This window comes from Allobrachymonas denitrificans DSM 15123 (assembly GCF_900110225.1).
GTDB classification, from domain to species: domain Bacteria; phylum Pseudomonadota; class Gammaproteobacteria; order Burkholderiales; family Burkholderiaceae_C; genus Brachymonas; species Brachymonas denitrificans.
This window is the reverse complement of the sequence record NZ_FOCW01000008.1, coordinates 33,386-55,084: the sequence shown is the minus strand read 5'-3', so window position 1 is coordinate 55,084 and position 21,699 is coordinate 33,386. Positions and strand designations below refer to the sequence as shown.

The window sequence follows — 21,699 nt, the reverse complement described above, 5'->3', positions numbered from 1 at the left end:
AAACTCCTTCTATGCGTCTCAGGCAGGCACGGTGACCTGGTCCATGCCCGAACGGCCATGCCAGTAGCCATTGCAGGGCTGGTCCGGCAGCAGCGGCAACATCTGCGCATGGGCATCGGCAGGGGACAGGCGGCCATCCATCGCATCACGCCAGAGCTGCACCAGTTCGCGCATGTGCAGCGACTGCGGACTCAGGCGCAGCACCTCCACGCCCATGGCCTGCAGCGTGGGCAGTTCCTGCACCAGGTTGCACACATGGGCCGATTGCGTCTGGATGCCGTTGAGCGTGAGGAAGGCTTCGCCTTCGCGCGTCTGCAGCAGCAGGCCATCGGGGTAGTCGATGCAGCTGAACTGGCAGTCGTCCTTGGGCAGATTGCGGTGGCGTGCCGTGAAGCAGCGCGCCGAAAACGCCAGCGGCATGCGGCCCAGCGCAAACACCTCGGTCTGCAGGCCTTGCGGGCGCTGCTGTTGCAACACCTGCAGCTCGGTCTGCGCCATTTCCAGCGGCGGCACCCAGCGCACTGCGCCCAGATCGGCCATCCAGTGCAGCGACGGCTCGTTGTACAGGTTCAGGTGCGGGCCGGCGACGAACGGCAGCTTGCCGGCCACCATCTGCACCGCGCCCATGTCGTTGGCTTCCACCAGAAACTCGCCGTTGTCGATGATGCGGCGCGCCACCGCAGCATCGCTGCCGGATTCCACCAGCACCTGCGTGGACAGGATGGCCTGCTTGCCGGCATCGCGCAGCATGCGGGCCACGTCGATCCAGTCGGCCAGGCGCAACTCGTGCCGGCGCGAGCAGACCGCTTCGCCCAGGTAGACCATGTCCACCGGCGTCTTGGCCATCTGCTGGTAGAACTCGAACACCGTTGCGCGCGGCCAGTAGTACAGCAGCGGCCCCAGGGCCAGCTGCATACGGGAAGAGGCTTGTGCCGGATCACTGGACATGGCGGGTTTCCAGAAAGAGAGTGACAGGATGGCGCATGGCTTACTTCCAGGGGCGGTGGTAGGCGCCCAGCGTCTGCTGCTGGCCTTCGGATACATCGGCCAGTGCCGTCATCCAGCCCGAGCGCGGTGTGTAGCGGTGCGGGTTCTCGTGGCAGTGGTCCAGCGCCTCGCGCAGCACCTGCGTCACCTGCGCCACGTAGGCGGGGCTGCGCTGGCGGCCTTCGATCTTGATGGCGCGCACGCCCATGCGGTAGAGCTGCGGCAGGATGGACAGCGTGTTCAGGCTGGTCGGCTCCTCGATGGCGTAGTAGCCGTCCTCGCTGCGCACATCACCCACGTCGAAGCGGCCCTTGCACAGCGTCGGATAGCCGGCGCTTTCGCCTTCGGCATAGCGGTCGATCAGCACGCCGTTCAGACGCGCCTCCAGCCCCTTGGGCGTTTCCTGCCAGCGCACCGCCTTGGCGGGCGAGCACACACCGTGCGTGTTGGGCGCTTCGCCGGTGGCATAGGACGACAGCTGGCAGCGCCCCTCCACCATCACGCACAGGCTGCCGAAACCGAACACCTCGATCTCGACTGGCGTCTTGTCGATCAGCTGCTCCACCTGCGTCAGCGAGAGCACACGCGGCAGCACGGCGCGCGAGATGCCGAACTGCTCGTGGTAAAAGTTGATGGCCGCGGCATGTGTCGCCGAACCCTGCACGGACAGGTGCAGTCGCACATCCGGATGGCGGCGCGCGGTGTACTGCATCAGGCCGGGATCGGCCATGATGATGGCGTCGATGCCCATGTCGGCGGCGCGATCCACCGCGCTGCGCCACACGTCCACCGAGTCGCTGCGCGCATAGGTGTTGAGCGCCAGCAGCACCTTGCGGCCGCGCGCGTGGGCGTACTCCACGCCGGTGGCGATGGCCTTGTTGTCGAAATTCAGGCCCGCAAAGTTGCGGGCGTTGGTTGCGTCCCGGAAACCCAGGTAGACGCAATCTGCACCATGATCAACAGCCTGCTTCAGTGCAGGCAGGCTGCCGGCCGGGCAGACCAGTTCCATTGGGGGCCTGGCCGTATCCACGGCAGGCCCGGTAGAAGTGGCGGTCATCGGAAAGGACAGGCTTACTGGCGCACGAAATCGATCACCACGCCGTCCATGTCGCGCTGGCGGTAGGTGATCTGCACGCCTTCGCCGTAGCGGGCGACCAGCTGGTGCAGCAGTGGAATCGGATCGTGGTCGTTCACGAAACGCATGGTTTCGCCGGCCTGCAGGGAGTCGAGTGCGCCGAAGATGGCAGCGTGGCGGAAGCGCTTGGCGATGCCGCGGGCATCAAAGGCATAGATGGCGTCAGCGCGCGAATGGTCGTGCGGCATGCCGACGGGTTGCAGCGGAATGGTAGGCATTGGGGTCTCTCCAGCAGGGAAGAAGTGGAGAGGGGAGTTTTCACCCAAAGAGTGCAGTAGGGCCTTGACTGCAGGCAATGAAGTGGGGATAGGGCCTTGCAGTCATCCTGGCGGTACCGCTGTGTGGGTTGCCGGAGCCGCAGTTCGAGCGTGGCTTCATGGGACGGGCATGGCAGCGAACACCGTTGCTTGTTGCTGGCTTGGCGGCGGTCCCGGCAGTGTCACTCCGTGGTTTCCAGCACCCGCAGCAACTCCTCGCCGTAGCGCGCCAGCTTGGCCTCTCCCACGCCACTGGTTCCGCGTAGCGCTGTCAGTGTGGTGGGCGCTTCGGCGGCGATGGCCGCCAGCACGCTGTCGTGAAAGATCACGTAGGCCGGTACGCCATTCGTGCGCGCCACTTCGCTGCGCCAGGCCTTGAGTGCATCGAAACGCTCCTGACCCGCTCCGTCCAGATGAGCCGTTGCACTGGGGCGGCTACGCCCGCTGCCATCGCGCTGGCCACGCTTGCGCGGCGTGGCCAGCACATGGCGCAACTGCAGCGTCTGTTCTCCACGCAGGATAGGCCTTGCCGCCGCCGTCAGCCGCAGGGTGTTGAAATGCGCGCTGTCTACCTGCAATGCTCCCAGCGCCACCAGCTGCCGCAGCACGCTGCGCAGCTCGGTCTCGCTGCTTTCGGCGGCCAGCCCCCATGTGCTGATGGCCTGATGCCCGAACTGACGCACCTTGTCCGTATCCTTGCCGCGCAGCACGTCCATCACATGGCCGGCGCCAAAGCCGATTCCGGTTTTCTCGTGCAGGCGATACACGGTCGAGAGCAGCTTGCGCGCCAGATCGGTCGCATCCCACACCTCGGGAGGATGCAGGCAGTTGTCGCAGTTGCCGCAGGGCCGGGATTCCTCGCCAAAGTAGCCCAGCAGCCGCACGCGGCGGCAATCGGTGGCCTCGGCCAACGCCAGCAGCGCATCGAGCTTGCCGGTCTGCACGCGCTTGAAGGCATCCTCGGCCGGGCTTTCGTCGATCATGCGGCGCTGGTTGACCACGTCCTGCAAGCCATAGGCCATCCAGGCCTGGGAAGGCAGGCCGTCGCGCCCGGCACGCCCTGTTTCCTGGTAGTAGCTCTCGATATTGCGCGGCAGATCCAGATGCGCCACAAAACGTACATCCGGCTTGTCGATGCCCATGCCGAAGGCAATCGTCGCCACCATCACCACGCCTTCCTCGCGCAGAAAGCGATCCTGGTTGGCCTGGCGCGTGGCTGCATCCAGCCCGGCGTGGTAGGGCATGGCATCCACCCCATCGCGCACCAGCGCCTCGGCCACTTCTTCCACGCGCCTGCGGCTCTGGCAATACACCACGCCGGCATCGCCCTCGTGCTCGTTCTCGATGAAGCGCTTGAGCTGCGCCAGCGGATCGCGCTTCTCGACAATGGTGTAGCGGATATTCGGCCGGTCGAAACTGCTGACAAAGCGGGCTGCGTTTTCCAGTTGCAGGCGTTCGGCAATGTCCTCGCGCGTGATGGCGTCGGCGGTGGCGGTCAGCGCAATGCGTGGCACCTGTGGAAATTGCTCGTGCAGGATCGCCAGCTGCCGGTATTCGGGCCGGAAATCGTGCCCCCACTGGCTCACGCAGTGCGCCTCGTCGATGGCGAACAGCGCCAGTTGCCCGCGTTCGTAGAGGCGCTGCAGCAGGCCGAGAAAACGTGGCGTCACCAGCCGTTCCGGCGCCACGTACAGCAGCGTCAGCCGTCCACCCAGCAGATCCTGCTCCACCTGCTGCGCCTCGCCAGCCGACAGGGTGGAGTTGAGAAACGCAGCCGCCACGCCCGCCTCATGCAGCGCGCCCACCTGGTCATGCATCAGCGCGACCAGCGGCGACACCACGATGGTGCAGCCATGTCCCAGCCGCTGCCGTGCAATCGCAGGCACCTGATAGCACAGCGACTTGCCACCGCCCGTCGGCATCAGCACCAGCGCATCGCCACCGCCCACCACCGTGTCGATGATGGCCTGCTGCTGTCCGCGGAAGGCGGGGTAGCCGAAGACCTGTTGCAGGATGGTGATGGGAGAATGGCCGGGCATAAATAAAAAATAATTAATTGGTATTATTTTATAGCTTCTGAGGGGCTAAATCGTCGGATGATCGCAATGCAGTGTCTTGCTTGGCGGAAGCTCAGGGAAGAAAACAAGCAATTTGCCAAAATAAACCAACTAGGTTAAATTATTCATGGAAAAATGGTCTCCGCATCGCAGGCTGTCCGAGGTGAAGGCCTTGGCTGAGGCCGGCAAGGTGCGTACAACGCACGCTGCACGGATCGGAGCCACGGAACTCGGTCTTGCATTTTCCGACATGCTCCAAGTCCTGATGGCACTGGAACCGAAGGATTTCTACAAGAGCATGACTACCCATGCGGATCATACGATCTGGCAGGATGTCTACCGTCCGCGCACGAAGGCAGGAGACATGTATCTGAAACTGACGGTGATGGACGACGTGCTGATCGTCTCCTTCAAGGAGCTTTGAACATGAAATGCCCTGTGTGCGGCGCGGCGAATCTGATCCGCGATACGCGCGACCTGCCTTATACCTACAAGGGGGAAACAACTGTCATTGCTGCCGTGACGGGGGATTTCTGCCCTGCATGTGATGAGTCGATGCTCGATACAACCGAGTCCCGGCGCGTCATGCGTACCATGCAGGCATTCTCGCGGGACGTCAATGCGGGGATGGTCGATCCTCGCTTCATCGCCACAGTCCGCAAGAAGCTGGATCTGGACCAGCGAGAGGCGGCCGAGATCTTCGGCGGCGGGGTGAACGCGTTTTCCCGTTACGAAACGGGCAAGACAAAACCGCCGCTTGCGCTGATCAAGCTGCTGAAGCTGCTCGATCGCCACCCCGACCTGCTCGCCGAGGTCAGGGCAGCCTGAACGGCTTCAGATCAACGACGACGCGCCGCCTCGTAAATCGGCATCAGCTTTGGCAGTGCCGCACGGATGCGCGCCGTGCGGTCGGACGCAGACGGGTGGCTCGACAGGAAGGAGGGGCCCTGACCTGCTCCCGCAGCGGCCATCTTGTCCCACAGCGTCAGCGCGGCAGCGGGGTTGTAGCCGGCGCGCGCAGCCAGTTCCAGGCCATAGATGTCGGCTTCGTTCTCCATGTTGCGTGAGTAGGGCATGTCCAGGGCCACCTGCTTGGCAATGCCGGCCAACTGTGTACCGCCCGAGCCCAGGCCCAGCAGGGCGCCGCCCAGCGATACTGCCAGATCGCCCACGGCCTGCTGCGAAATCTGCTCACGCGAATGCTCGCGGAAGGCATGCGCCATTTCGTGGCCGATCACCACGGCCAGTTCGTCATCCGTCATGCCCATGCGGCGCAGCAGGCCGGTATAGACCGTCACCTTGCCGCCCGGCATCACGTGGGCGTTGAGTTCGTTGGTGTTGATCAGCACCAGTTCCCAGGGCCAGCGCGCCGCGTCTGGGCGGAACTGCGCCACATGCGGCACCAGGCGCCGCATTACGGTATTCACTCGGTTGAATTCGGCACCGCTGGTCACCAGCGCGCCCTGGGCGCGCGCCTTGGCGTTCTGCTGGGCAAAGGCCTGCTGTGCCGCCTGCACGATCTCGGCTTCGGACACCACCATCAGCTGCGAACGCTGGCCGCCGGCGACGGAGCCGGCCGTTGTGCTGGCACAACCGGCCAGCACGGCCGTGGTGGCGACGGCAATCAGGCTGTTGCGGAGAAGAGGGTGCAGTGCGGGCATGGTGGATCCTTTCATGGCTTTTCTGAAGTGCGGGAGTCTCCCTTTGGCCGCATCGTATGCGAAAACCGGCTGTGTGGCGCAAGGGGTTGTAACTATGGCGGGAGCAGACCGTGAAGCCGGTACAAGTTCACAAACCGGCTGGCTTGCGCACCGTGGCCGTGAAGCTCCCGCTTCCATTTCAGTTTTCGTACCTGCATCTGTTCCCGCCCTCCCGCTGCTCGCGCCATGCGCCACGCAAGGCCCCGAGGAGATCGCGTCCAACCACCGACTTGAAACCCCCACCCCCGTCCCTATATGCCCGGTTCGCCCTCCCCACGAGGGAACCCGAAGAACGAAAAGTCAAGGCAAATCCCATGAGTCCCCATACCCATGCATTCCAGGCCGAGGTCGCGCAGCTGCTGCACCTGGTCACCCATTCGCTCTACTCCAACCCCGACATCTTCGCGCGCGAGCTGATCAGCAACGCGTCCGACGCCTGCGACAAGCTGCGTTTCGAGGCGCTCAACAACCCCGCACTGTACGAAGACCAGCCCAATCTCGAGGTGCGCGTCTCCATCGACAAGGCCGCCAAAACCATCACCATTGCCGACAACGGCATCGGCATGAGCGAGCAGGAGGCCATCGACAACCTGGGCACCATCGCCAAGAGCGGCACCAAGGATTTCGTCAGCAAGCTCACCGGCGACCAGAAGGCAGACTCGCAGCTGATCGGCCAGTTCGGCGTCGGTTTCTACTCCGGCTTTATCGTGGCTGACAAAATAACCGTGGAAACGCGCCGTGCCGGCCTCAAGCCCGAAGAAGGCGTGCGCTGGGTCAGCGGCGGCGCGGGTGATTTCAGCACCGAAACCATCACCAGGCCCGGCCGCGGCACCAGCATCACGCTGCACCTGCGCGAAGACAAGCAGGACTACCTCAACAGCTACAAGCTCAAGAGCATCATCAGCCAGTACTCCGACCACATTGGCCTGCCCATCCTGATGCCCAAGGAAGAATGGAAAGAGGGCGAAGAAGGCCAGCCCGGTGACATGGTGCAGACGGGTGAGTGGGAGCAGGTCAACGAGGCCAGCGCCCTGTGGACGCGCCCCAAGAAGGACATCACGCCCGAACAGTACAACAACTTCTACCAGACGCTGGCGCACGATTTCGAAGACCCGCTGGCCTGGAGCCACAACAAGGTCGAGGGCAACACCGAATACACGCAGCTGCTGTACATCCCGGCGCGCGCCCCGTTCGACCTGTACCAGCGCGACCACAAGCACGGCCTGAAGCTGTACGTGCGTCGCGTCTTCATCATGGACGAAGCCGAATCCCTGCTGCCGCAGTACCTGCGCTTCGTGAAGGGCGTGGTCGATGCCTCCGACCTGCCGCTGAACGTCAGCCGCGAACTGCTGCAGGAAAGCCGCGACATCAAGACGATCCGCGAAGGCAACACGCGCCGCGTGCTGGCCATGCTGGAAGACATGGCCAAGCAGCAGGCCACGCCTCCCGACAGCGCCGAAGGCAAGACCGACGTCGGCTCCGGTGAATCGGTGCCGGCGCCCGAGCCGGTCGAGACCGAAGACGGCGTGACCGATGTGGTCGACAAGAGCGACGCCGCTCCCGCCGCCGAAGCTGCGGCCGCCTTTGCCGAGCAGAAGACCGGCGCCAACAAGTACGCCACCTTCTACGCAGAATTCGGTGCCGTGCTCAAGGAAGGCCTGGGCGAAGACACCGGCAACCGCGACCGCATCGCCAAGCTACTGCGTTTTGCCAGCACCACCACGGATACCGTCAGCGTCAGCTTCGCCGACTACAAGGCGCGCATGAAGGAAGGCCAGGAGGCGATCTACTACATCACCGCCGACAGCCTGTCTGCCGCGAAGAACAGCCCGCAGCTGGAGCTGTTCCGCAAGAAGGGCATCGAGGTGCTGCTGATGGCGGATCGCGTGGACGAATGGGCGCTGAGCTTCCTGCACGAGTTCGATGGCACGCCGCTGCAGAGTGTGGCCAAGGGCGCGGTCGACTTGGGCAAGCTGCAGGACGAGGAAGAAAAGAAAGCCGCTGAGGCCGCGCAGGAAACCGCCAAGCCGCTGCTGGAAAAGCTCAAGGAAGCGCTCAAGGCCGACGCACAGGACGTGCGTGCTACCACGCGCCTGGTTGATTCCCCGGCCTGCCTGGTGTCGGAGGACAACGGCATGAGCGTGCAGCTGGCGCGCATGCTCAAGCAGGCCGGCCAGCCGGTGCCGGACATCAAGCCGGTGCTGGAAGTCAACGTCGACCATGCACTGATCCGCAAGCTGGCCGAGGTGCAGGACGACGCCACGCGCTTCAATGATCTGGCGCAGGTGCTATTCGACCAGGCACTGCTGGCCGAAGGCGGCATGCCGGCCGATCCGGCAGCTTATGTCCGCCGGGTGAACGCGCTGCTGGCTTGATGCCCGCACCAGCGTTGCTGGCCCTGCAGCAAGCCACGCGCGCGCATCAGCGTGCGCATGGCTGCAATGCGCACACCTTCGAGGATGGCGAAGGGCTGTGGCAGCTGGTCGCTGCCCATCAGCCGCGCCGCGTGCTGGAACTGGGCACCGGTCTTGGCTACACAGCCTGCCTGATGGCGCTGGCCAGTCCGGAGGCGGTGGTCGACACGCTGGAAGGCGATGCCATCCACGCCGAACTGGCCCGCGATCAGATTGCACAACTGGGCCTGCAGCAACGCGTGCGCCTGCACGAAGGATCGTTCTCCGTCACGCTGCCCGCGTTGCAGCTACAAGCCGGCAGCCTCGATCTGGTGTTCTTCGACGGCAATATGCCTGCCTTCGTGCTGGTGCAGCGCTTCCATAGCCTGCTGGCCCCCGGCGGCCTGCTGGTCTGCGCCAATCTGGAGCTCAACGGCCCGCTGGGGGCGCGCCGCGCCAAGGCCGAGCTCAACGACACCACGCGCTGGCAACGCCTGCCCGGCCTCGAAAACGGACTGACCTGGGTGGCGCGCAAACAGGGCGATGCGGCACTGCAACATGAGCTTGTCCGATCTGGCCCATAATGCCCCCATGTCGTACTTCCAGCAGGCCCTCGAACTGGCCGCTCATTCGCTCACCCTGAGCAATCCGAACCCGCGTGTCGGATGCGTCATCGTGGACGCGGACGGCCGCACTCTGGGGCAGGGCTACACCCAGCAGCGCGGTGGCCCGCATGCCGAAATCATGGCGCTGCGCGATGCCGCCAGCCGGGGCGAGGATGTCGTCGGCAGCACGGTCTACGTCACGCTCGAGCCGTGCGCCCACCATGGCCGTACGCCTCCGTGCTGCGATGCGCTGATTGCCGCCCGCGTTGCCAAGGTGTGCATCGCCTTGCGCGACCCCAATCCGCAGGTGGCGGGGCAGGGCATTGCGCGTCTGCAGGCAGCAGGCATTGCGGTGGAAATGGCTCCGCCCGAGATCGAGGCGCAGGCACGTGAAATCAACATCGGCTTTCTGCGCCGCATGGAGCATGGCGTGCCTTGGGTACGTCTGAAAACCGCCTCCTCGCTGGATGGCATGACGGCGCTCGGCAATGGCGACAGCCAGTGGATTACCGGTGAAACCGCGCGTGCCGACGTGCAGCACTGGCGCGCCCGTGCCTGTGCGGTGCTGACCGGCAGCGGCACCGTCGTCGCCGACGATCCGCTGCTCAACGTGCGCTTGCCCGGCACCACGCGCCAGCCGCATCTGGTGATTGTGGACAGCCGTCTGCGCACGCCCCCCACCGCACGCCTCTTCAGCGTGCCCGAGCGCCAGGTGTGGGTCGTGACCGTGGATCGCAACACACCCGGACGCGAGGAGCGCGCTGCCGCCCTGCGCGCAGCCGGCGCCGAGATCATCACGCTGGAGGCCGGACTGGACGGCCGCAGCGACCTGCGCGCCCTGATGCAAGAACTGGGCAAGCGCGAGGTGAACGAGTTGCATGTGGAGGCCGGCGCCATCCTCAATGGCGCCATGCTGGAAGCCGGCCTGGCGGACGAGCTGCTGGCCTATGTGGCGCCCATGCTGATCGGTCCGGGGCGCCCGCTGGCCGATCTGCCCACGCTGCAGCGCTTGTCGGATGCCTCGCGCTGGGGCCTGCACCGCATGCAGGAGGTGGGCGAGGACCTGCGCCTGCAACTGAGGCGCAAGCCCTCCTGAACAGCGCGCTACGCGAACGCCATAGGGAGCGGCGGAGCGCGCATGGCCATCACCGGATGGCAAGGCTGGCCGGTGCAGCACGCCATCCTTGTCTGCGGGTGCAATGTGGCGATTTCCGACACGGGAACTTGTCCAGCTGCGGCACTATCTCACAAGGGTGGGGTGCAAGTTGCAACGCCTGTACCCGCAAGTGCCCGCAGGCGCTAGCATCACCAGATGCGAGGGTGCCTGTCCGGAGGGCGCCCTGAAAGGATCGACCATGAAAACCGCTGTTTCCCTCAAGGTGCTGGCTGCTGCTCTGGCTGGTGCCGGCTTGCTCGCCGGGTGTGCCAATGGCACGCTGTATCCCGGCCTTTCCATTGGCCTGGGCATCGGCAGCGGTGGTCGTGTGGGGGGAGGCGTCTCCATCAGCACGCCGATCGGCAATCCCGGCGGACCGGTCGTCGGCAATATCGGCATTGGTGCCGGCAGCCATGGAGGGGGTGTCGGCGTGGGTATCGGCATGGGAGGCAGCACGGTGCTGAACCAGCCCACGGTCGAAAATCCGCAGCCCTCCACCCTGCCTGCCCGTACCGGTACGACGGTGCCGGCCGACTGGGCGCCAGTCACCGGCAAGGTGGTGACGAGCCAGGTGGTCAACGAGGCTCCGGCAGGCTCGGCCTTCCGCGACTGGCCCTGGGGCGTGCAGCGCGTTTCGCACTGAGGGGATGAAACAGGCAGCACAAAGCCCGCTGCCGCAGGGGTGCAGCGGGCGGGCCTGATGCCATGAGGGAGCAGAGCTCCCTTCCGGATTACTTGGCGCTGTAGTCGTACACGCCGCGGCCGGTCTTGCGGCCCAGATGGCCGGCAGCCACCATTTCCTTCAGCAGGTAGCAGGGACGGTACTTGCTGTCCCCGAACTGCTCCAGATACACCTCCATCACGGCCAGGCACACGTCCAGGCCGATCATGTCGGCCAGCGCCAGCGGGCCGATGGGGTGGTTACAGCCCAGTTTCATGCCGGCGTCGATGTCTTCGGGCGTTGCCAGGCCTTCGGCCAGCACGAAGAAGGCTTCGTTGATCATCGGCACCAGAATGCGGTTGACGACGAAGCCCGGAGCGTTCTTCACGGTGATGGGCGACTTGCCCAGGTGCTCGGCCAGAGCCTTGACGGCGTCATGCGTGGCGTCGCTGGTCTGGATGCCGCGGATCAGTTCCACCAGGGCCATCATCGGCACCGGGTTGAAGAAGTGCATGCCGATGAACTTGTCGGCGCGCTTGGTCTGTGCGGCCAGTTCGGTGATGGAGATGGAAGAGGTGTTGCTGGCGATGACGGTCTCGGCCGGCAGCAGTTCGTCCAGCTGTTTCAGGATCTTGTTCTTGATCTCGGGATTCTCGGTAGCGGCCTCGATCACCAGCTGGCAGCCCTTCAGGTCGTCATAGCTGGTGCTGCCCTTGACCAGGGCCAGCGCGGCTGCCTTGTCGGCTTCGCTGATCTTTTCCTTCTTGATCAGGCGGTCCAGGCTGCCGGATATGGTGGCCAGGCCCTTCTGCACCGCGGCATCGGCGATGTCGACCATGACGACGTTGATGCCTTTGGTGGCGCAGGCCTGGGCAATGCCATTGCCCATGGTGCCGGCGCCAACGATGCCGACGGTTTGAATGCTGTTGCTCATGCGAATGCTCCGTGAGTGGACAAAATAAACCCTCACATCTTAACGCTGTCGGGTGACAGATTCATGCACTCGGAATTGACGCATGCGTCAATAAAAACGCACCCGGCGCCTGGCGGCGGGTGCGTGGGCAATGCACGGCAGGGGGGAGGGCTTACTCGGCGGCAGCCGCTTCGCGCTTCTGCCGGCGCTGCTCCATCTCGGCGCGCATCTGCTGTCCATCCAGACCGCTGATCAGGGGGCTGGCGGCCGGATAGGCCACGCTTTCCTCCAGCACCATGTGGTCGTTGTACAGCTCGAGGAACAGCTGGATCTGCTGGTACAGCACATCCATGTCGAACCAGGAGTTGCCGGCTTCGGCCGCCGACAGCGAAGGCTCGATTTCCAGCCAGTTCTGCTCGATCCAGCCGTGGTCCTGCGTCAGCTGGCGCGCGGTGTGGGCCAGTTCAGCATCGTGCGAGGCCAGCAGTGGCGGGAAAATGTGGCGCTCTTCGTCCAGGTGGTGCTGGCGGGCGTTGGTGTCGAGCCAGGCGCGCACTTCGGCGGCCTCGGCGCGCACTTCGGCAGTCAGGCCGTCGTCGCGCATGGCATCGGCCAGGGCCTTCAGGCGCAGCAGTTTGGCATCGATCTCTCGGTGGGTCTGATCCAGGAATGCGAAGGCGGCATTGCCGTTGCCTGCGGTGGCTTTGCTGTCAGTCATGGGTCACTTCCTACGTCGTGGTGCTTGCACGTTCCCTTGCCCGGACCATCCGCAGCAGTTGCGCAAGCGTCAGGCCAACACGGCCTTGCTGTCCATTGTGAGGGCAATTTCCTGACACTTCCCTTGCGTTGGCGCAAGCCGGATGCACTTTTTGCTGCTTTGCAGCAAAAGAGCCGGGGCCAAAGCGGTTGGCACCCTCAAAACGCGCCAGTTCGGCCCCGGTTCAGCGCGCAAACCGGCGCCGCGTGAGCGCCAGCGCCACCCAGAACGACAGCGCCGCAGTGCCTGCCAAAACGCCCAGATGCAGCCAGGCCTGCTGCGGCCATTCGCCCAGAAACAGCGGTCGCACCAGCAGCACTGCCTGCGACAGCGGCAGCCATTCGGCCACATGCCGCACCAGCGGCGGCAGCTGCGACTGCGGAAAGAACACGCCCGAGAGGAACATGGTCGGCGTCAGGAACAGCGTGAAGTAGTAGGTGAAGAAGTCGTAGCCGCTGGCCAGCGCGTTGAAGATCAGGGCCATGCTGGCAAAGCAGATGCCGGCCAGCAGCAGCACGGGCAGCACGGCGATCAGCGTGGGGGCGTGGCTGATGCCCAGCGACAGGATCACCAGCAGGATGGCGGTGGCCGAAAAGATCGCCTTGAAGCTGGCCCACAGCATCTCGGCCAGCACGATGTCGTCCAGCTGCACCGGCGCGTTCAGGATGCCGTCCCAGGTCTTCTGCACATGCATGCGCGAGAAGGCCGAGTACAGCGCCTCGAAGCTGGCCGCGTTCATGGTGCTCATGCAGATGCTGCCGCTGGCGATGAACAGCAGGTAGGGCATGGTGTGGCCGTCCACCTTCACTTCGCCGATCAGCGCGCCCAGGCCGTAGCCGAAGGCCAGCAGCCACATCAGCGGTTCGGCGATGTTGCCGATCAGGCTGGGCACGGCGAGCTTGCGCCACACCAGAAAGTTGCGCAGAAACACCGGCCACCAGCGCTTGCTGAGCTGCGGCGGCGACCAGTGCGAGAGCTGTTCGCTCAGCGCCGTGGTGGCAGGGGGCTGGATGGCGGGCATGGTCAGGCTCCTTCGCGGATCTGGCGGCCGGTGAGCTTGAGGAACAGGTCCTCCAGGTTGGCCGGGCGGTGCAGGGTGCGCACGTGGGCTTCGCGTTGCAGGGCGGCCAGCAGCGGGCCGGCCTGGCGTGTATAGAAGAACACGGTTTCGCCGCTTACCTCGGTGCGCTCGGCCAGCCGCGCCAGATCGGAAGCCGCCAGCGCACGCGCATTGGGGCCGTACACCTCCACCACATCCGGCTCCAGATGCGCCTCGATCAGCGCGCGCGGGGCACCTTCGGCCATGATGCGGCCATGGTCCAGCACCACCAGCCGGTGGCACAGGCGCTCGGCTTCGTCCATGAAGTGCGTGGTCAGCAGGATGGCGGTGCCTTGCTGCAGTAGCCACTGCAGGCGCTCCCACATCAGGTGGCGTGCCTGCGGGTCGAGGCCGGTGGTGGGCTCGTCCAGCAACAGCAGTCTGGGCGCATTGATCAGCGCACGCGCCAGGCTCAGGCGCCGTTTCATGCCGCCGGAGAGCTCGCCCGGCTTGGCGTCGGCCTTGTGCGTGAGGGCGGCAAATTCCAGCAATTGCGGAATGCGCTCGCGGATCTGCTCATCCGGCAGGCCGAAATAGCGGCCAAACACCAGCAGGTTCTCGGCGCAGGTGAAATCCGGATCGAGCGAATCGAACTGCGAGACCACGCCCAGATGCTGCTTGATGGCCAGCGCATCGCGCGGCATGGTCAGGCCGTCGAAGGCGCGGATCACACCGTCATCGGGCACGGTCAGGCCCAGGCACATGCGCAGCGTGGTGGTCTTGCCGGCGCCGTTGGGGCCGATCACGCCCAGGCACTCGCCCGGCGCAATGCGGAAGGACACATCGTCCACCGCCGTGAAGTCGCCAAAGCGCTTGCACAGGTGTTCGGCAGCGAACAGCGGCGGGGCAGGCGGCATGCTCACTGGAATGCCACCTCCTGGAAGCTGCGCAGCTTGCGGCTGTGCAGGTTGCCGGTGGCGCCGGCGCGCAGCAGTTCGAGCGCGCGGATGCCGATGCGCAGGTGCTGGTCCACCCGTTCGCGGTAGAAGTGATTCGCCATGCCGGGCAGCTTGATCTCTCCGTGCATGGGCTTGTCGCTTACGCACAGCAGGGTGCCGTAGGGCACGCGGAAACGGAAGCCGTTGGCGGCCACGGTGGCGCTTTCCATGTCGATGGCGATGGCGCGGCTCTGGGTGAAGCGCTGCGCGGGAATGTCGCGCGCATCCAGTTCCCAGTTGCGGTTGTCGGTGGTGGCCACAGTGCCGGTGCGCAGCACGGCCTTCAGGTCATCGCCCTGCAGTTGCGTCACATCGGCCACGGCCTGCTGCAGTGCCTGCTGGATCTCGGCCAGCGCGGGCACCGGTACCCACAGCGGCAGGTCATCGTCCAGCACATGGTCCTCGCGCACATAGCCGTGCGCCAGCACGTAGTCGCCCAGCAGCTGGCTGTTGCGCAGGCCGGCACAGTGGCCCAGCATCAGCCAGGCGTGCGGACGCAGCACGGCCACGTGGTCGGTCATGGTCTTGGCGTTGGCGGGGCCGACGCCGATGTTCACCATGGTGATGCCAGCATGGCCGGGCCGCACCAGGTGGTAGGCCGGCATCTGCGGCAGGCGCTGCGGATGGGCGCCCTGCACGAAGCCGTCCGGACTGCCGTGTGCCACATGGTGTGTGACCACATTGCCGGGCTCGACAAAGGCGGTGTAGCCGCTGTCCGGATCCTGCATGGAGGCCTGGCCCAGCCGGATGAACTCGTCGATGTAGAACTGGTAGTTGGTGAACAGCACGAAGTTCTGGAAATGCCGCGCCTCGGTGCCGCTGTAGTGGCGCAGGCGCTGCAGCGAGTAATCCACGCGCGGCGCGGTAAACAGCGCCAGTGGTTGGGCGCTGCCGCGCGCCTGTTCGCTGGTGCCGTTGGCGATGCCGTCATCCATGCTGGCCAGATCCGGCCAGTCGAACAGGGCGTGCATGCGCTGGCGCTGTGCCTCGTCCAGCGTGCCTTCCACCACCTCGTGCGGATCCAGCGCGAAATGCAGCGCAATCGGCTGGTGGCTGGTGGCCACTTCGATGGGCGCATCGGCATGGTTCTGCAGCAGCAACTGGAATTGGGTGCGGACGTAGTCGGCGAACAGCAGGGGATCGGTCAGCGTGGTCTCGAACACGCCGGCATGGGCGACAAAGCCGAAGGTGTGGCGCTGCTCGCCGCGCGGGTGCTGCGTGGCCTTGTGCGTGTGCACGCGCACCAGCGGGTAGAAAGCGCGCACCGGCTGCGGCAGGTCGCCCTCGGCAATGAAGCGGCGGAACTGCTCACGCAGATGGTCGATGGACTGCCGGTAGATGGCCTGCACCTGCTGCAGGGCAGCGTCGGCATCGGTGAACGGCTGGGGCGCCACGTAGGGCGGAGTCAGGGGGCTGGCTGCTTTCATGAACGTCCTGGTGTTCGGGGCAGCGCCGCGTCGTCGTCAGCGGCGCAAGGTGAAAACCATTGTACGCAGCGATGGCGACGGGTGGATGTCGGAGCGGAGCGCGAGGCCAGCGCCGGCAGCCCCTGCCGAAACGCTGACCTTGCAGCGTGCCGTGCCGCGTGCAGTCGTGCACAAGAAAAAACGCACCGGCAGCAGGACTGCGGGCGCGTTTCGATGCAGCGGCATCCTGCACGGGGCAGGATGCGGGCAGCAGCCGGATTACAGCGCGGGGATGCGCAGCTTCTGGCCGGGGTAGATCTTGTCCGGGTGGGACAGCATGGGCTTGTTGGCCTCAAAGATCACCATGTACTTGTTGGCATCGCCGTAGTACTTCTTGGAGATGGCGGACAGGGTGTCGCCGCTCACCACGTCGTGGTACTGGGCATCGGCACCGCCACCGTCGGCCACGTTCATGTTGTTGTCCACGTCCTTCACGGCAGCCACGTTGCCGGCAGCCAGGGTGGCCTTCTCGGCGGCTTCCTTGTTCGGGGCGTCGCCGGTCAGGGTGACCTTGCCGCTGGCGCCGTCGAACATCACGCCCAGATTGGACAGGCCCAGGTTCTGCGCCTCGATGTAGGTCTTGATGGCAGCGCCGGCCTCGGCGTTGAGTTGTGCCAGGGATGCGGTGTCATTGGCCGCTGCGGCTTCTTCGACTTTCTTGCCGCCGAACAGTTTCTCGCCGGCTTCCTTGATAAAGCTGAACAGTCCCATGTCTTCTCTCCTTGGTTGTGAGTGTTGAGAGCTGCAGCGTAGCCGCAAAACATGACAGGTACGCAACAGCCCCCTGCAATTATGGTAAGCAAACGTCAACAATTCCACGTCTGCGCCCATAATGCGCCCATGACGTTTCTAGCAGTAGATATCGGCAATACGCGCCTGAAGTGGGCGCTGTATGCCCAGCCCGCTCCGAACGCCCGCCTGCTGGCGCATGGCGCCGAGTTCCTCGAGAACATCGAGAAGCTGGCCGAAGGGCCGTGGAAGGCCTTCCCCTCGGCACCCTCGCGCATGCTGGGCTGCGTGGTGGCCGGCGATGCGCTCAAGCGCCGCGTCGAAGAGCAGATGGAGATCTGGCCCGATCTGGAGCCACGCTGGGTGGTGTCGCGGACGGAACAGGCTGGCGTGACCAACGGCTACGAGATGCCCAACCGTCTGGGCGCCGACCGCTGGGTTGCCATCATCGGCGCACGCCACCGCATGCTGCACGCCTGCGAAGGCCAGGCTCCGCGGCCGCTGGTGGTGGTGATGGTCGGCACGGCAGTGACGGTGGAGGCCATCGACGTGGATGGCAACTTCCTGGGCGGGCTGATCCTGCCGGGCCACGGCATCATGCTGCGCGCGCTCGAGTCCGGCACGGCCGGCCTGCACGTGCCCACCGGCAACGTCACCGAATTTCCCACCAACACCAGTGATGCACTGACCAGCGGCGGCACCTTTGCCATTGCCGGTGCGGTGCAGCGCATGGTGCGCCATGTGCGCGCCCATTGCGGCATGCAGCCCATGTGCATCATGACCGGCGGTGCCGGCTGGAAGATGGCGCCCTACATGGAAACGCCGTTCGAGCTGGTGGAAAGCCTGATTTTCGACGGCCTGCTGGCCATGGCGGCCGATGCCCATGCGCGTCAGCGCGCGGAACAGGCGTCGCGACTGGAAGCTGCTGCGCAGCAGGCTACCGGCCCCCAGTCCGGCGACGGGGCTGCGGGCGAGACGCAAGCCTCCTGCGACGGTGGCGCCGTGCCCCAGGCTGCATCGACCGTGTTGCCGTGCCAGATGGTGGACGGAGCCGGATCCCTGCCGCAGTCCTGATTGCATGCATACGCTGGAGCAACTGCGCCGCGGCGAACTGGACGGCGCGCATGTGCTGCGCCTGCGGGGCGGATTGCAGGAACTGCCGGACGACGTGCTGCGTCTCGCTGACACGCTGGAAGTGCTGGACCTGTCGGATAACCGGCTGGCAACCTTACCGGACTGGCTGCCGCGCCTTTCCCGGTTGCGCATTGTGTTCTGTTCGAACAACCCTTTCACAACCTTGCCCGCAGTACTGGGGCAATGCGAGTCGCTTACCACCATCGGGTTCAAGTCCTGCCGGATTGACCATGTGCCTGCGCAGGCATTGCCGCCGCAGCTGCGCTGGCTGATCCTGACGGACAACCGGATTGCCGAACTGCCTGAAGCGCTGGGGGACTGTCGCAACCTGCAGAAACTGGCACTGGCCGGCAACCAGCTTGCGACATTGCCGGAGCGCATGGCTGGTCTGAATGCACTCGAATTGCTGCGCATTTCCGCCAATCGGCTGACTGCGCTGCCTGACTGGATAGGACAGTTGCCGCGTCTGGCCTGGCTGGCCTATGCGGGCAACCCCTTCTGCGCGGAGCAGGAGCAGCTGGTGCTGCAGCGGCAGGGCCTGCCGGCTATTGACTGGAGCGAGCTGGAACTGGGTACCCTGCTTGGGCATGGCGCTTCGGGAATGATCCATCAGGCGCACTGGCATGCGGCTTCCGGCGATGGCTGCGAGGTGGCGCTCAAGCTGTTCAAGGGCGCCGTGACCAGCGACGGCCTGCCGGACAGCGAAATGGCGACCTGGATCCAGGCGGGCAATCATCTGCAGCTGATTTCCCTGCTGGGCCGTCTTGACGGCCATCCGCAACAGGCGCAGGGCCTGGTCATGCCGCTGATCGGGCCGGACTTCCATGCGCTGGCCGGGCCACCGAGCCTGGAAAGCTGCACGCGGGACGTGTATCCGGCAGGCGTGCAGTTGCCGCTGTCTCAAGTGCATCGCATGGCGCTGGATCTTGCCAGCGTGGCGGCGCATCTGCATGAAAACGGCGTGCTGCATGGTGATTTCTATGCCCACAACACCCTGCATGATGGACAGGGCGGCGTGCTGGTGGGCGACTTTGGCGCGGCTTCACTATTGCCGGATGATGCCGAGCGATCGAAGGGATTGCAGCGCGTGGAAGTGCGTGCCTGGGGCTATCTGCTGGAAGAGCTGCTGCAGCACAGTCTGCCGCCGGCAGCCGGGGAGCAGGCACTGGCAGAGGCGCTGAATGCCTTGCTGGCCGATTGCCTCCAGCCCGATCCGGGGCTGCGGCCCCTGATGGGCGAGGTGCATGCAAGGCTGTGCTGCATCCGTTAGCATCATGCCCATAGCAGACAGTTCCGGCAGAGGAGGGCACAGGTTCTCCGTGGCCGGCTGTTGCCAGAACAACCCCATCACGGAGACACACGCACCATGCCGACCCCCACTTCCCTGGCTCCCACCATCACCCTGAGCAATGGCGTCGAGATGCCGCAACTCGGTCTGGGCACCTGGCCCATGGACGATGCCGAAGCCGCACGCGTGGTGGCACAGGCCATCGGCATGGGCTACCGCCTGATCGACACGGCAGAAAACTACGGCAATGAACGCGGTGTGGGCGAAGGCCTGCGTGCCTCAGGCGTGCCGCGCGAGCAGGTGTTCATCACCACCAAGTTCAACAAGCAGTGGCACAGCGTGGAAGGTGCGCAGCAGGCTTGCGATGCCAGCCTGCTGCGTCTGGGTCTGGATTACGTGGACCTGCTGCTGGTGCACTGGCCCAATCCCGATCAGGATCGCTACGTGGAGGCCTTCGAGGGACTGGTACGCCTGCTGGAGGCGGGCAAGGTGCGCGCCATCGGCACTTCCAACTTCAAGCCGACGCATCTGCAGCGCCTGTTCGATCTGGGGCTGGTGCCGCATGTCAACCAGATCCATCTGGATCCCTACCATGGCCGTCATGACGTGGTGCAGGTGCACTGCGAGCGTGGCATCGTCACCGAAGCCTGGAGCCCGCTGGGCCGTGCCGGCGCCATGCTGCAGGAGCCGGCCATTCTGGCTGCGGCCGAGCGCCATGGCCGCACAGCGGGGCAGGTGGTGCTGCGCTGGCATACCCAGCAGGGCTATGTGCCGATTCCGAAGTCTTCCGATCCGGTGCGTCTGGCCCAGAACCTGGACGTGTTCGGCTTCACGCTGTCAGACGGGGAAATGGCAGCGCTGAGCGCGCTGGACCGCGTGGATCCGGCGATGCTGGATTCGGATGTGTTCGGGCACTGAGGCTGCTTACAGCACCGGCGCCAGCCAGCGCTCCACCACCTTCACCCACAGCGTTGCGCCTGCAGGCAGCAGCGCGTCGTTGAAATCGTAGCTGGCGTTGTGCAGCGTGCACGGGCCGCCGGCGTGGCCGAGCATGCGGTGGTCGCCGTCGCCATTGCCGATGAAGAAGTAGCAGCCCGGCTTGTGCTGCAGCATGAAGGAGAAATCCTCTGCCGCCATGGTCGGCACCTGCTTGTGCACATGGTGCGTGCCCAGTACGCTGCTGGCGACTTCGTGGATGAAGTGCGCCTCGTCGCGGCTGTTGATGGTGGGCGGATAGTTGCGCTTGAACTCGAACTGGCACTCCATGCTGAAGCCGCGCGCCAGATTTTCCGACAGTTCGCGCATGCGCTGTTCAACCTGATCCAGCACCTCCAGCGTGAAGGTGCGCACCGTGCCCTGCAGCGTGCAGGCGTCCGGAATCACGTTGGTGGCATCACCGGCCTGCAGCATGGTCACCGAAATCACCGCCGAATCTATGGGTGAAATGCTGCGCGAGACTATGGTCTGGAAAGCCTGCACCAGCGTGCAGGCAACCGGCACCGGATCGTTGGCCGCGTGCGGCAGCGCGGCATGACCGCCCTTGCCCTGCAGGGTGATGCTGAACTCGTTGCTCGAGGCCATCACCGGGCCGGGGGAGGCCGCCACATCGCCAGCGGGCAGTCCTGGCCAGTTGTGAAAGCCGAACACTGCATCCATCGGGAAGCGCTCGAACAGCCCGTCCTCGATCATCGCGCGTGCGCCGGCTCCGCCTTCCTCGGCGGGCTGGAAGATGAAATACACCGTGCCGTTGAAAATGCGATGTTTGGCCAGGTATTGCGCGGCGCCCAGCAGGGTGGCCGTGTGGCCGTCATGGCCACAGGCGTGCATCTTTCCGGGGTGCTGGCTGGCATGGGCGAAGGTGTTGTCTTCCTGCATGGGCAGGGCATCCATGTCGGCGCGCAGGCCGATGGCACGCGGCGAACTGCCGCTGCGCAGGATGCCGACCAGCCCGGTGCCCCCAAGTCCGCGCACCACCTCGATGCCCCACTCTTCGAGCTTCTGCGCCACCAGATCGGAGGTGCGCTTTTCCTCGTAGCACAGCTCGGGGTGGGCGTGGATGTCACGCCGCAGGGCGATGAGATGGTCCAGCTCGGCGGCCACTTCGGGCAACACCTTGAACTGACGGGAAGAAATGGCAACAGTCATGCGCAAAGTTTAGCGCCTTGGTGCGGGCTTGTCAGGATGGGATTCCTGTTGAATGCTGCCACAGAGGCAGAGGCAGAGGCAACGTTGCTGCGTGCCGCACTGCGCTATGCCAGTATGGCCTCCATGCCAGAATGGGCGCGATGCAACTTCCGGAGCCCCCGATGTCCCAGCCGATTCCTGCCGCCAATGTTTCCAGCACCGAGGCCGCTGCCCGCATGGGCAACGCGCCGCAGGGTGCAGCAACACGGACTCAGGCTACCGTCGATCAACCGTATCGCA

At 65.1% G+C, this 21,699-nt stretch carries 20 protein-coding genes and 1 pseudogene; 9 read left to right on the top strand and 12 right to left on the bottom strand.

The genetic code is table 11. From position 1 onward, the window contains the following. Window positions 1–18 precede the first annotated feature (18 nt). From ubiV to recQ, 4 genes are all read right to left on the bottom strand, one after another. Entirely contained in the window at window positions 19–915 is an 897-nt protein-coding gene (ubiV, locus tag BMW28_RS10940) for a ubiquinone anaerobic biosynthesis protein UbiV (RefSeq protein WP_091817850.1), read from the bottom strand. A gap of 73 nt (window positions 916–988) precedes the next feature. Further along, window positions 989–2,044 carry a ubiquinone anaerobic biosynthesis protein UbiU gene (gene ubiU, locus BMW28_RS10935; protein ID WP_234970127.1) on the bottom strand — a complete coding sequence of 352 codons (1,056 nt, stop codon included), beginning with the start codon at window positions 2,042–2,044 and terminating at the stop codon, window positions 989–991. Between the two features lie 14 nt (window positions 2,045–2,058). After that, complete coding sequence (locus BMW28_RS10930) at window positions 2,059–2,340, bottom strand: DUF2249 domain-containing protein (RefSeq protein ID WP_091817845.1); 282 nt, start codon at window positions 2,338–2,340, stop codon at window positions 2,059–2,061. 221 nt (window positions 2,341–2,561) lie between these two features. Further along, window positions 2,562–4,418 carry a DNA helicase RecQ gene (gene recQ, locus BMW28_RS10925; protein WP_091817842.1) on the bottom strand — a complete coding sequence of 619 codons (1,857 nt, stop codon included), beginning with the start codon at window positions 4,416–4,418 and terminating at the stop codon, window positions 2,562–2,564. Between the two features lie 145 nt (window positions 4,419–4,563). Between recQ and BMW28_RS10920 the strand changes: the two genes are divergently transcribed. Both BMW28_RS10920 and BMW28_RS10915 read left to right on the top strand, forming a co-directional pair. Beyond that, window positions 4,564–4,860 (top strand): type II toxin-antitoxin system MqsR family toxin, encoded by a 297-nt coding sequence (locus tag BMW28_RS10920; protein ID WP_091817840.1) that lies wholly within the window; start codon window positions 4,564–4,566, stop codon window positions 4,858–4,860. 2 nt (window positions 4,861–4,862) lie between these two features. Continuing rightward, window positions 4,863–5,264 (top strand): type II toxin-antitoxin system MqsA family antitoxin, encoded by a 402-nt coding sequence (locus tag BMW28_RS10915; protein ID WP_091817837.1) that lies wholly within the window; start codon window positions 4,863–4,865, stop codon window positions 5,262–5,264. A gap of 11 nt (window positions 5,265–5,275) precedes the next feature. Here the strand turns inward: BMW28_RS10915 and BMW28_RS10910 are convergent, their stop codons facing one another. Next, on the bottom strand, window positions 5,276–6,112 hold the full coding sequence (locus BMW28_RS10910) for a M48 family metallopeptidase (protein WP_234970126.1): 837 nt from the start codon (window positions 6,110–6,112) through the stop codon (window positions 5,276–5,278). A gap of 338 nt (window positions 6,113–6,450) precedes the next feature. On the opposite strand from BMW28_RS10910, the gene htpG reads away from it, so the two are divergent. The 4 genes from htpG to BMW28_RS10890 all read left to right on the top strand — a co-directional run bounded on the left by htpG (window position 6,451) and on the right by BMW28_RS10890 (window position 10,933). Further along, window positions 6,451–8,511, top strand: coding sequence for a molecular chaperone HtpG (gene htpG / locus BMW28_RS10905; RefSeq protein ID WP_091817834.1), 2,061 nt, complete (start codon window positions 6,451–6,453; stop codon window positions 8,509–8,511). Next, window positions 8,511–9,113, top strand: coding sequence for an O-methyltransferase (locus BMW28_RS10900; RefSeq protein ID WP_091817831.1), 603 nt, complete (start codon window positions 8,511–8,513; stop codon window positions 9,111–9,113). Before htpG ends, BMW28_RS10900 begins: the two co-directional genes overlap by 1 nt. Beyond that, the gene (ribD, locus tag BMW28_RS10895; protein ID WP_234970125.1) at window positions 9,088–10,230 is read left to right on the top strand and encodes a bifunctional diaminohydroxyphosphoribosylaminopyrimidine deaminase/5-amino-6-(5-phosphoribosylamino)uracil reductase RibD; all 1,143 of its coding nucleotides are present in this window, start codon (window positions 9,088–9,090) and stop codon (window positions 10,228–10,230) included. Before BMW28_RS10900 ends, ribD begins: the two co-directional genes overlap by 26 nt. A 259-nt stretch (window positions 10,231–10,489) precedes the next feature. Next, window positions 10,490–10,933 (top strand): hypothetical protein, encoded by a 444-nt coding sequence (locus BMW28_RS10890; RefSeq protein WP_091817826.1) that lies wholly within the window; start codon window positions 10,490–10,492, stop codon window positions 10,931–10,933. Window positions 10,934–11,021: 88 nt separating this feature from the next. Here BMW28_RS10890 and BMW28_RS10885 read toward each other — a convergent pair whose 3' ends face one another. The 6 genes from BMW28_RS10885 to lysM form a co-directional block, all read right to left on the bottom strand. Continuing rightward, on the bottom strand, window positions 11,022–11,885 hold the full coding sequence (locus tag BMW28_RS10885) for a 3-hydroxybutyryl-CoA dehydrogenase (RefSeq protein WP_091817823.1): 864 nt from the start codon (window positions 11,883–11,885) through the stop codon (window positions 11,022–11,024). A 151-nt stretch (window positions 11,886–12,036) separates the two neighbouring features. Then, window positions 12,037–12,582 carry a hemerythrin domain-containing protein gene (locus tag BMW28_RS10880; protein ID WP_091817820.1) on the bottom strand — a complete coding sequence of 182 codons (546 nt, stop codon included), beginning with the start codon at window positions 12,580–12,582 and terminating at the stop codon, window positions 12,037–12,039. Between the two features lie 223 nt (window positions 12,583–12,805). Next, window positions 12,806–13,642 (bottom strand): ABC transporter permease, encoded by an 837-nt coding sequence (locus BMW28_RS10875; RefSeq protein ID WP_200785789.1) that lies wholly within the window; start codon window positions 13,640–13,642, stop codon window positions 12,806–12,808. 2 nt (window positions 13,643–13,644) lie between these two features. Then, a complete protein-coding gene (locus tag BMW28_RS10870; RefSeq protein WP_091817816.1) occupies window positions 13,645–14,577 on the bottom strand; it encodes an ATP-binding cassette domain-containing protein in 933 nt (310 codons plus the stop codon). 2 nt (window positions 14,578–14,579) lie between these two features. Further along, window positions 14,580–16,085 carry an AMP nucleosidase gene (locus BMW28_RS10865; RefSeq protein ID WP_091817814.1) on the bottom strand — a complete coding sequence of 502 codons (1,506 nt, stop codon included), beginning with the start codon at window positions 16,083–16,085 and terminating at the stop codon, window positions 14,580–14,582. Window positions 16,086–16,343: 258 nt separating this feature from the next. Continuing rightward, window positions 16,344–16,835, bottom strand: coding sequence for a peptidoglycan-binding protein LysM (lysM, locus tag BMW28_RS10860; protein ID WP_091817811.1), 492 nt, complete (start codon window positions 16,833–16,835; stop codon window positions 16,344–16,346). A 129-nt stretch (window positions 16,836–16,964) separates the two neighbouring features. Here lysM and BMW28_RS10855 point away from each other — a divergent pair. The 3 genes and pseudogenes from BMW28_RS10855 to BMW28_RS10845 all read left to right on the top strand — a co-directional run. Beyond that, window positions 16,965–17,729, top strand: a pseudogene (locus BMW28_RS10855) (type III pantothenate kinase); the annotation flags it as partial. Window positions 17,730–17,931: 202 nt separating this feature from the next. Then, window positions 17,932–19,257 (top strand): leucine-rich repeat-containing protein kinase family protein, encoded by a 1,326-nt coding sequence (locus BMW28_RS10850; RefSeq protein ID WP_091817805.1) that lies wholly within the window; start codon window positions 17,932–17,934, stop codon window positions 19,255–19,257. A gap of 96 nt (window positions 19,258–19,353) precedes the next feature. After that, the gene (locus BMW28_RS10845; protein ID WP_091817802.1) at window positions 19,354–20,193 is read left to right on the top strand and encodes an aldo/keto reductase; all 840 of its coding nucleotides are present in this window, start codon (window positions 19,354–19,356) and stop codon (window positions 20,191–20,193) included. 6 nt (window positions 20,194–20,199) lie between these two features. Here the strand turns inward: BMW28_RS10845 and BMW28_RS10840 are convergent, their stop codons facing one another. Further along, window positions 20,200–21,420 (bottom strand): M20 aminoacylase family protein, encoded by a 1,221-nt coding sequence (locus tag BMW28_RS10840; RefSeq protein ID WP_091817801.1) that lies wholly within the window; start codon window positions 21,418–21,420, stop codon window positions 20,200–20,202. Window positions 21,421–21,699: the final 279 nt, after the last annotated feature.

Excerpts from the sequence above, each read along its gene's own strand:
- BMW28_RS10930 (WP_091817845.1), bottom strand. The coding sequence starts at position 2,340 with ATGCCTACCATTCCGCTGCAACCCGTCGGCATGCCGCACGACCATTCG.
- BMW28_RS10900 (WP_091817831.1), top strand. The coding sequence starts at position 8,511 with ATGCCCGCACCAGCGTTGCTGGCCCTGCAGCAAGCCACGCGCGCGCAT.
- htpG (WP_091817834.1), top strand. The coding sequence starts at position 6,451 with ATGAGTCCCCATACCCATGCATTCCAGGCCGAGGTCGCGCAGCTGCTG.
- ribD (WP_234970125.1), top strand. The coding sequence starts at position 9,088 with ATGAGCTTGTCCGATCTGGCCCATAATGCCCCCATGTCGTACTTCCAG.
- BMW28_RS10920 (WP_091817840.1), top strand. The coding sequence starts at position 4,564 with ATGGAAAAATGGTCTCCGCATCGCAGGCTGTCCGAGGTGAAGGCCTTG.
- recQ (WP_091817842.1), bottom strand. The coding sequence starts at position 4,418 with ATGCCCGGCCATTCTCCCATCACCATCCTGCAACAGGTCTTCGGCTAC.
- BMW28_RS10870 (WP_091817816.1), bottom strand. The coding sequence starts at position 14,577 with ATGCCGCCTGCCCCGCCGCTGTTCGCTGCCGAACACCTGTGCAAGCGC.
- BMW28_RS10910 (WP_234970126.1), bottom strand. The coding sequence starts at position 6,112 with ATGAAAGGATCCACCATGCCCGCACTGCACCCTCTTCTCCGCAACAGC.
- BMW28_RS10880 (WP_091817820.1), bottom strand. The coding sequence starts at position 12,582 with ATGACTGACAGCAAAGCCACCGCAGGCAACGGCAATGCCGCCTTCGCA.
- ubiV (WP_091817850.1), bottom strand. The coding sequence starts at position 915 with ATGCAGCTGGCCCTGGGGCCGCTGCTGTACTACTGGCCGCGCGCAACG.
- ubiU (WP_234970127.1), bottom strand. The coding sequence starts at position 2,044 with ATGACCGCCACTTCTACCGGGCCTGCCGTGGATACGGCCAGGCCCCCA.
- BMW28_RS10890 (WP_091817826.1), top strand. The coding sequence starts at position 10,490 with ATGAAAACCGCTGTTTCCCTCAAGGTGCTGGCTGCTGCTCTGGCTGGT.
- BMW28_RS10915 (WP_091817837.1), top strand. The coding sequence starts at position 4,863 with ATGAAATGCCCTGTGTGCGGCGCGGCGAATCTGATCCGCGATACGCGC.
- BMW28_RS10875 (WP_200785789.1), bottom strand. The coding sequence starts at position 13,642 with ATGCCCGCCATCCAGCCCCCTGCCACCACGGCGCTGAGCGAACAGCTC.
- BMW28_RS10885 (WP_091817823.1), bottom strand. The coding sequence starts at position 11,885 with ATGAGCAACAGCATTCAAACCGTCGGCATCGTTGGCGCCGGCACCATG.
- lysM (WP_091817811.1), bottom strand. The coding sequence starts at position 16,835 with ATGGGACTGTTCAGCTTTATCAAGGAAGCCGGCGAGAAACTGTTCGGC.
- BMW28_RS10865 (WP_091817814.1), bottom strand. The coding sequence starts at position 16,085 with ATGAAAGCAGCCAGCCCCCTGACTCCGCCCTACGTGGCGCCCCAGCCG.
- BMW28_RS10850 (WP_091817805.1), top strand. The coding sequence starts at position 17,932 with ATGCATACGCTGGAGCAACTGCGCCGCGGCGAACTGGACGGCGCGCAT.
- BMW28_RS10845 (WP_091817802.1), top strand. The coding sequence starts at position 19,354 with ATGCCGACCCCCACTTCCCTGGCTCCCACCATCACCCTGAGCAATGGC.
- BMW28_RS10840 (WP_091817801.1), bottom strand. The coding sequence starts at position 21,420 with ATGACTGTTGCCATTTCTTCCCGTCAGTTCAAGGTGTTGCCCGAAGTG.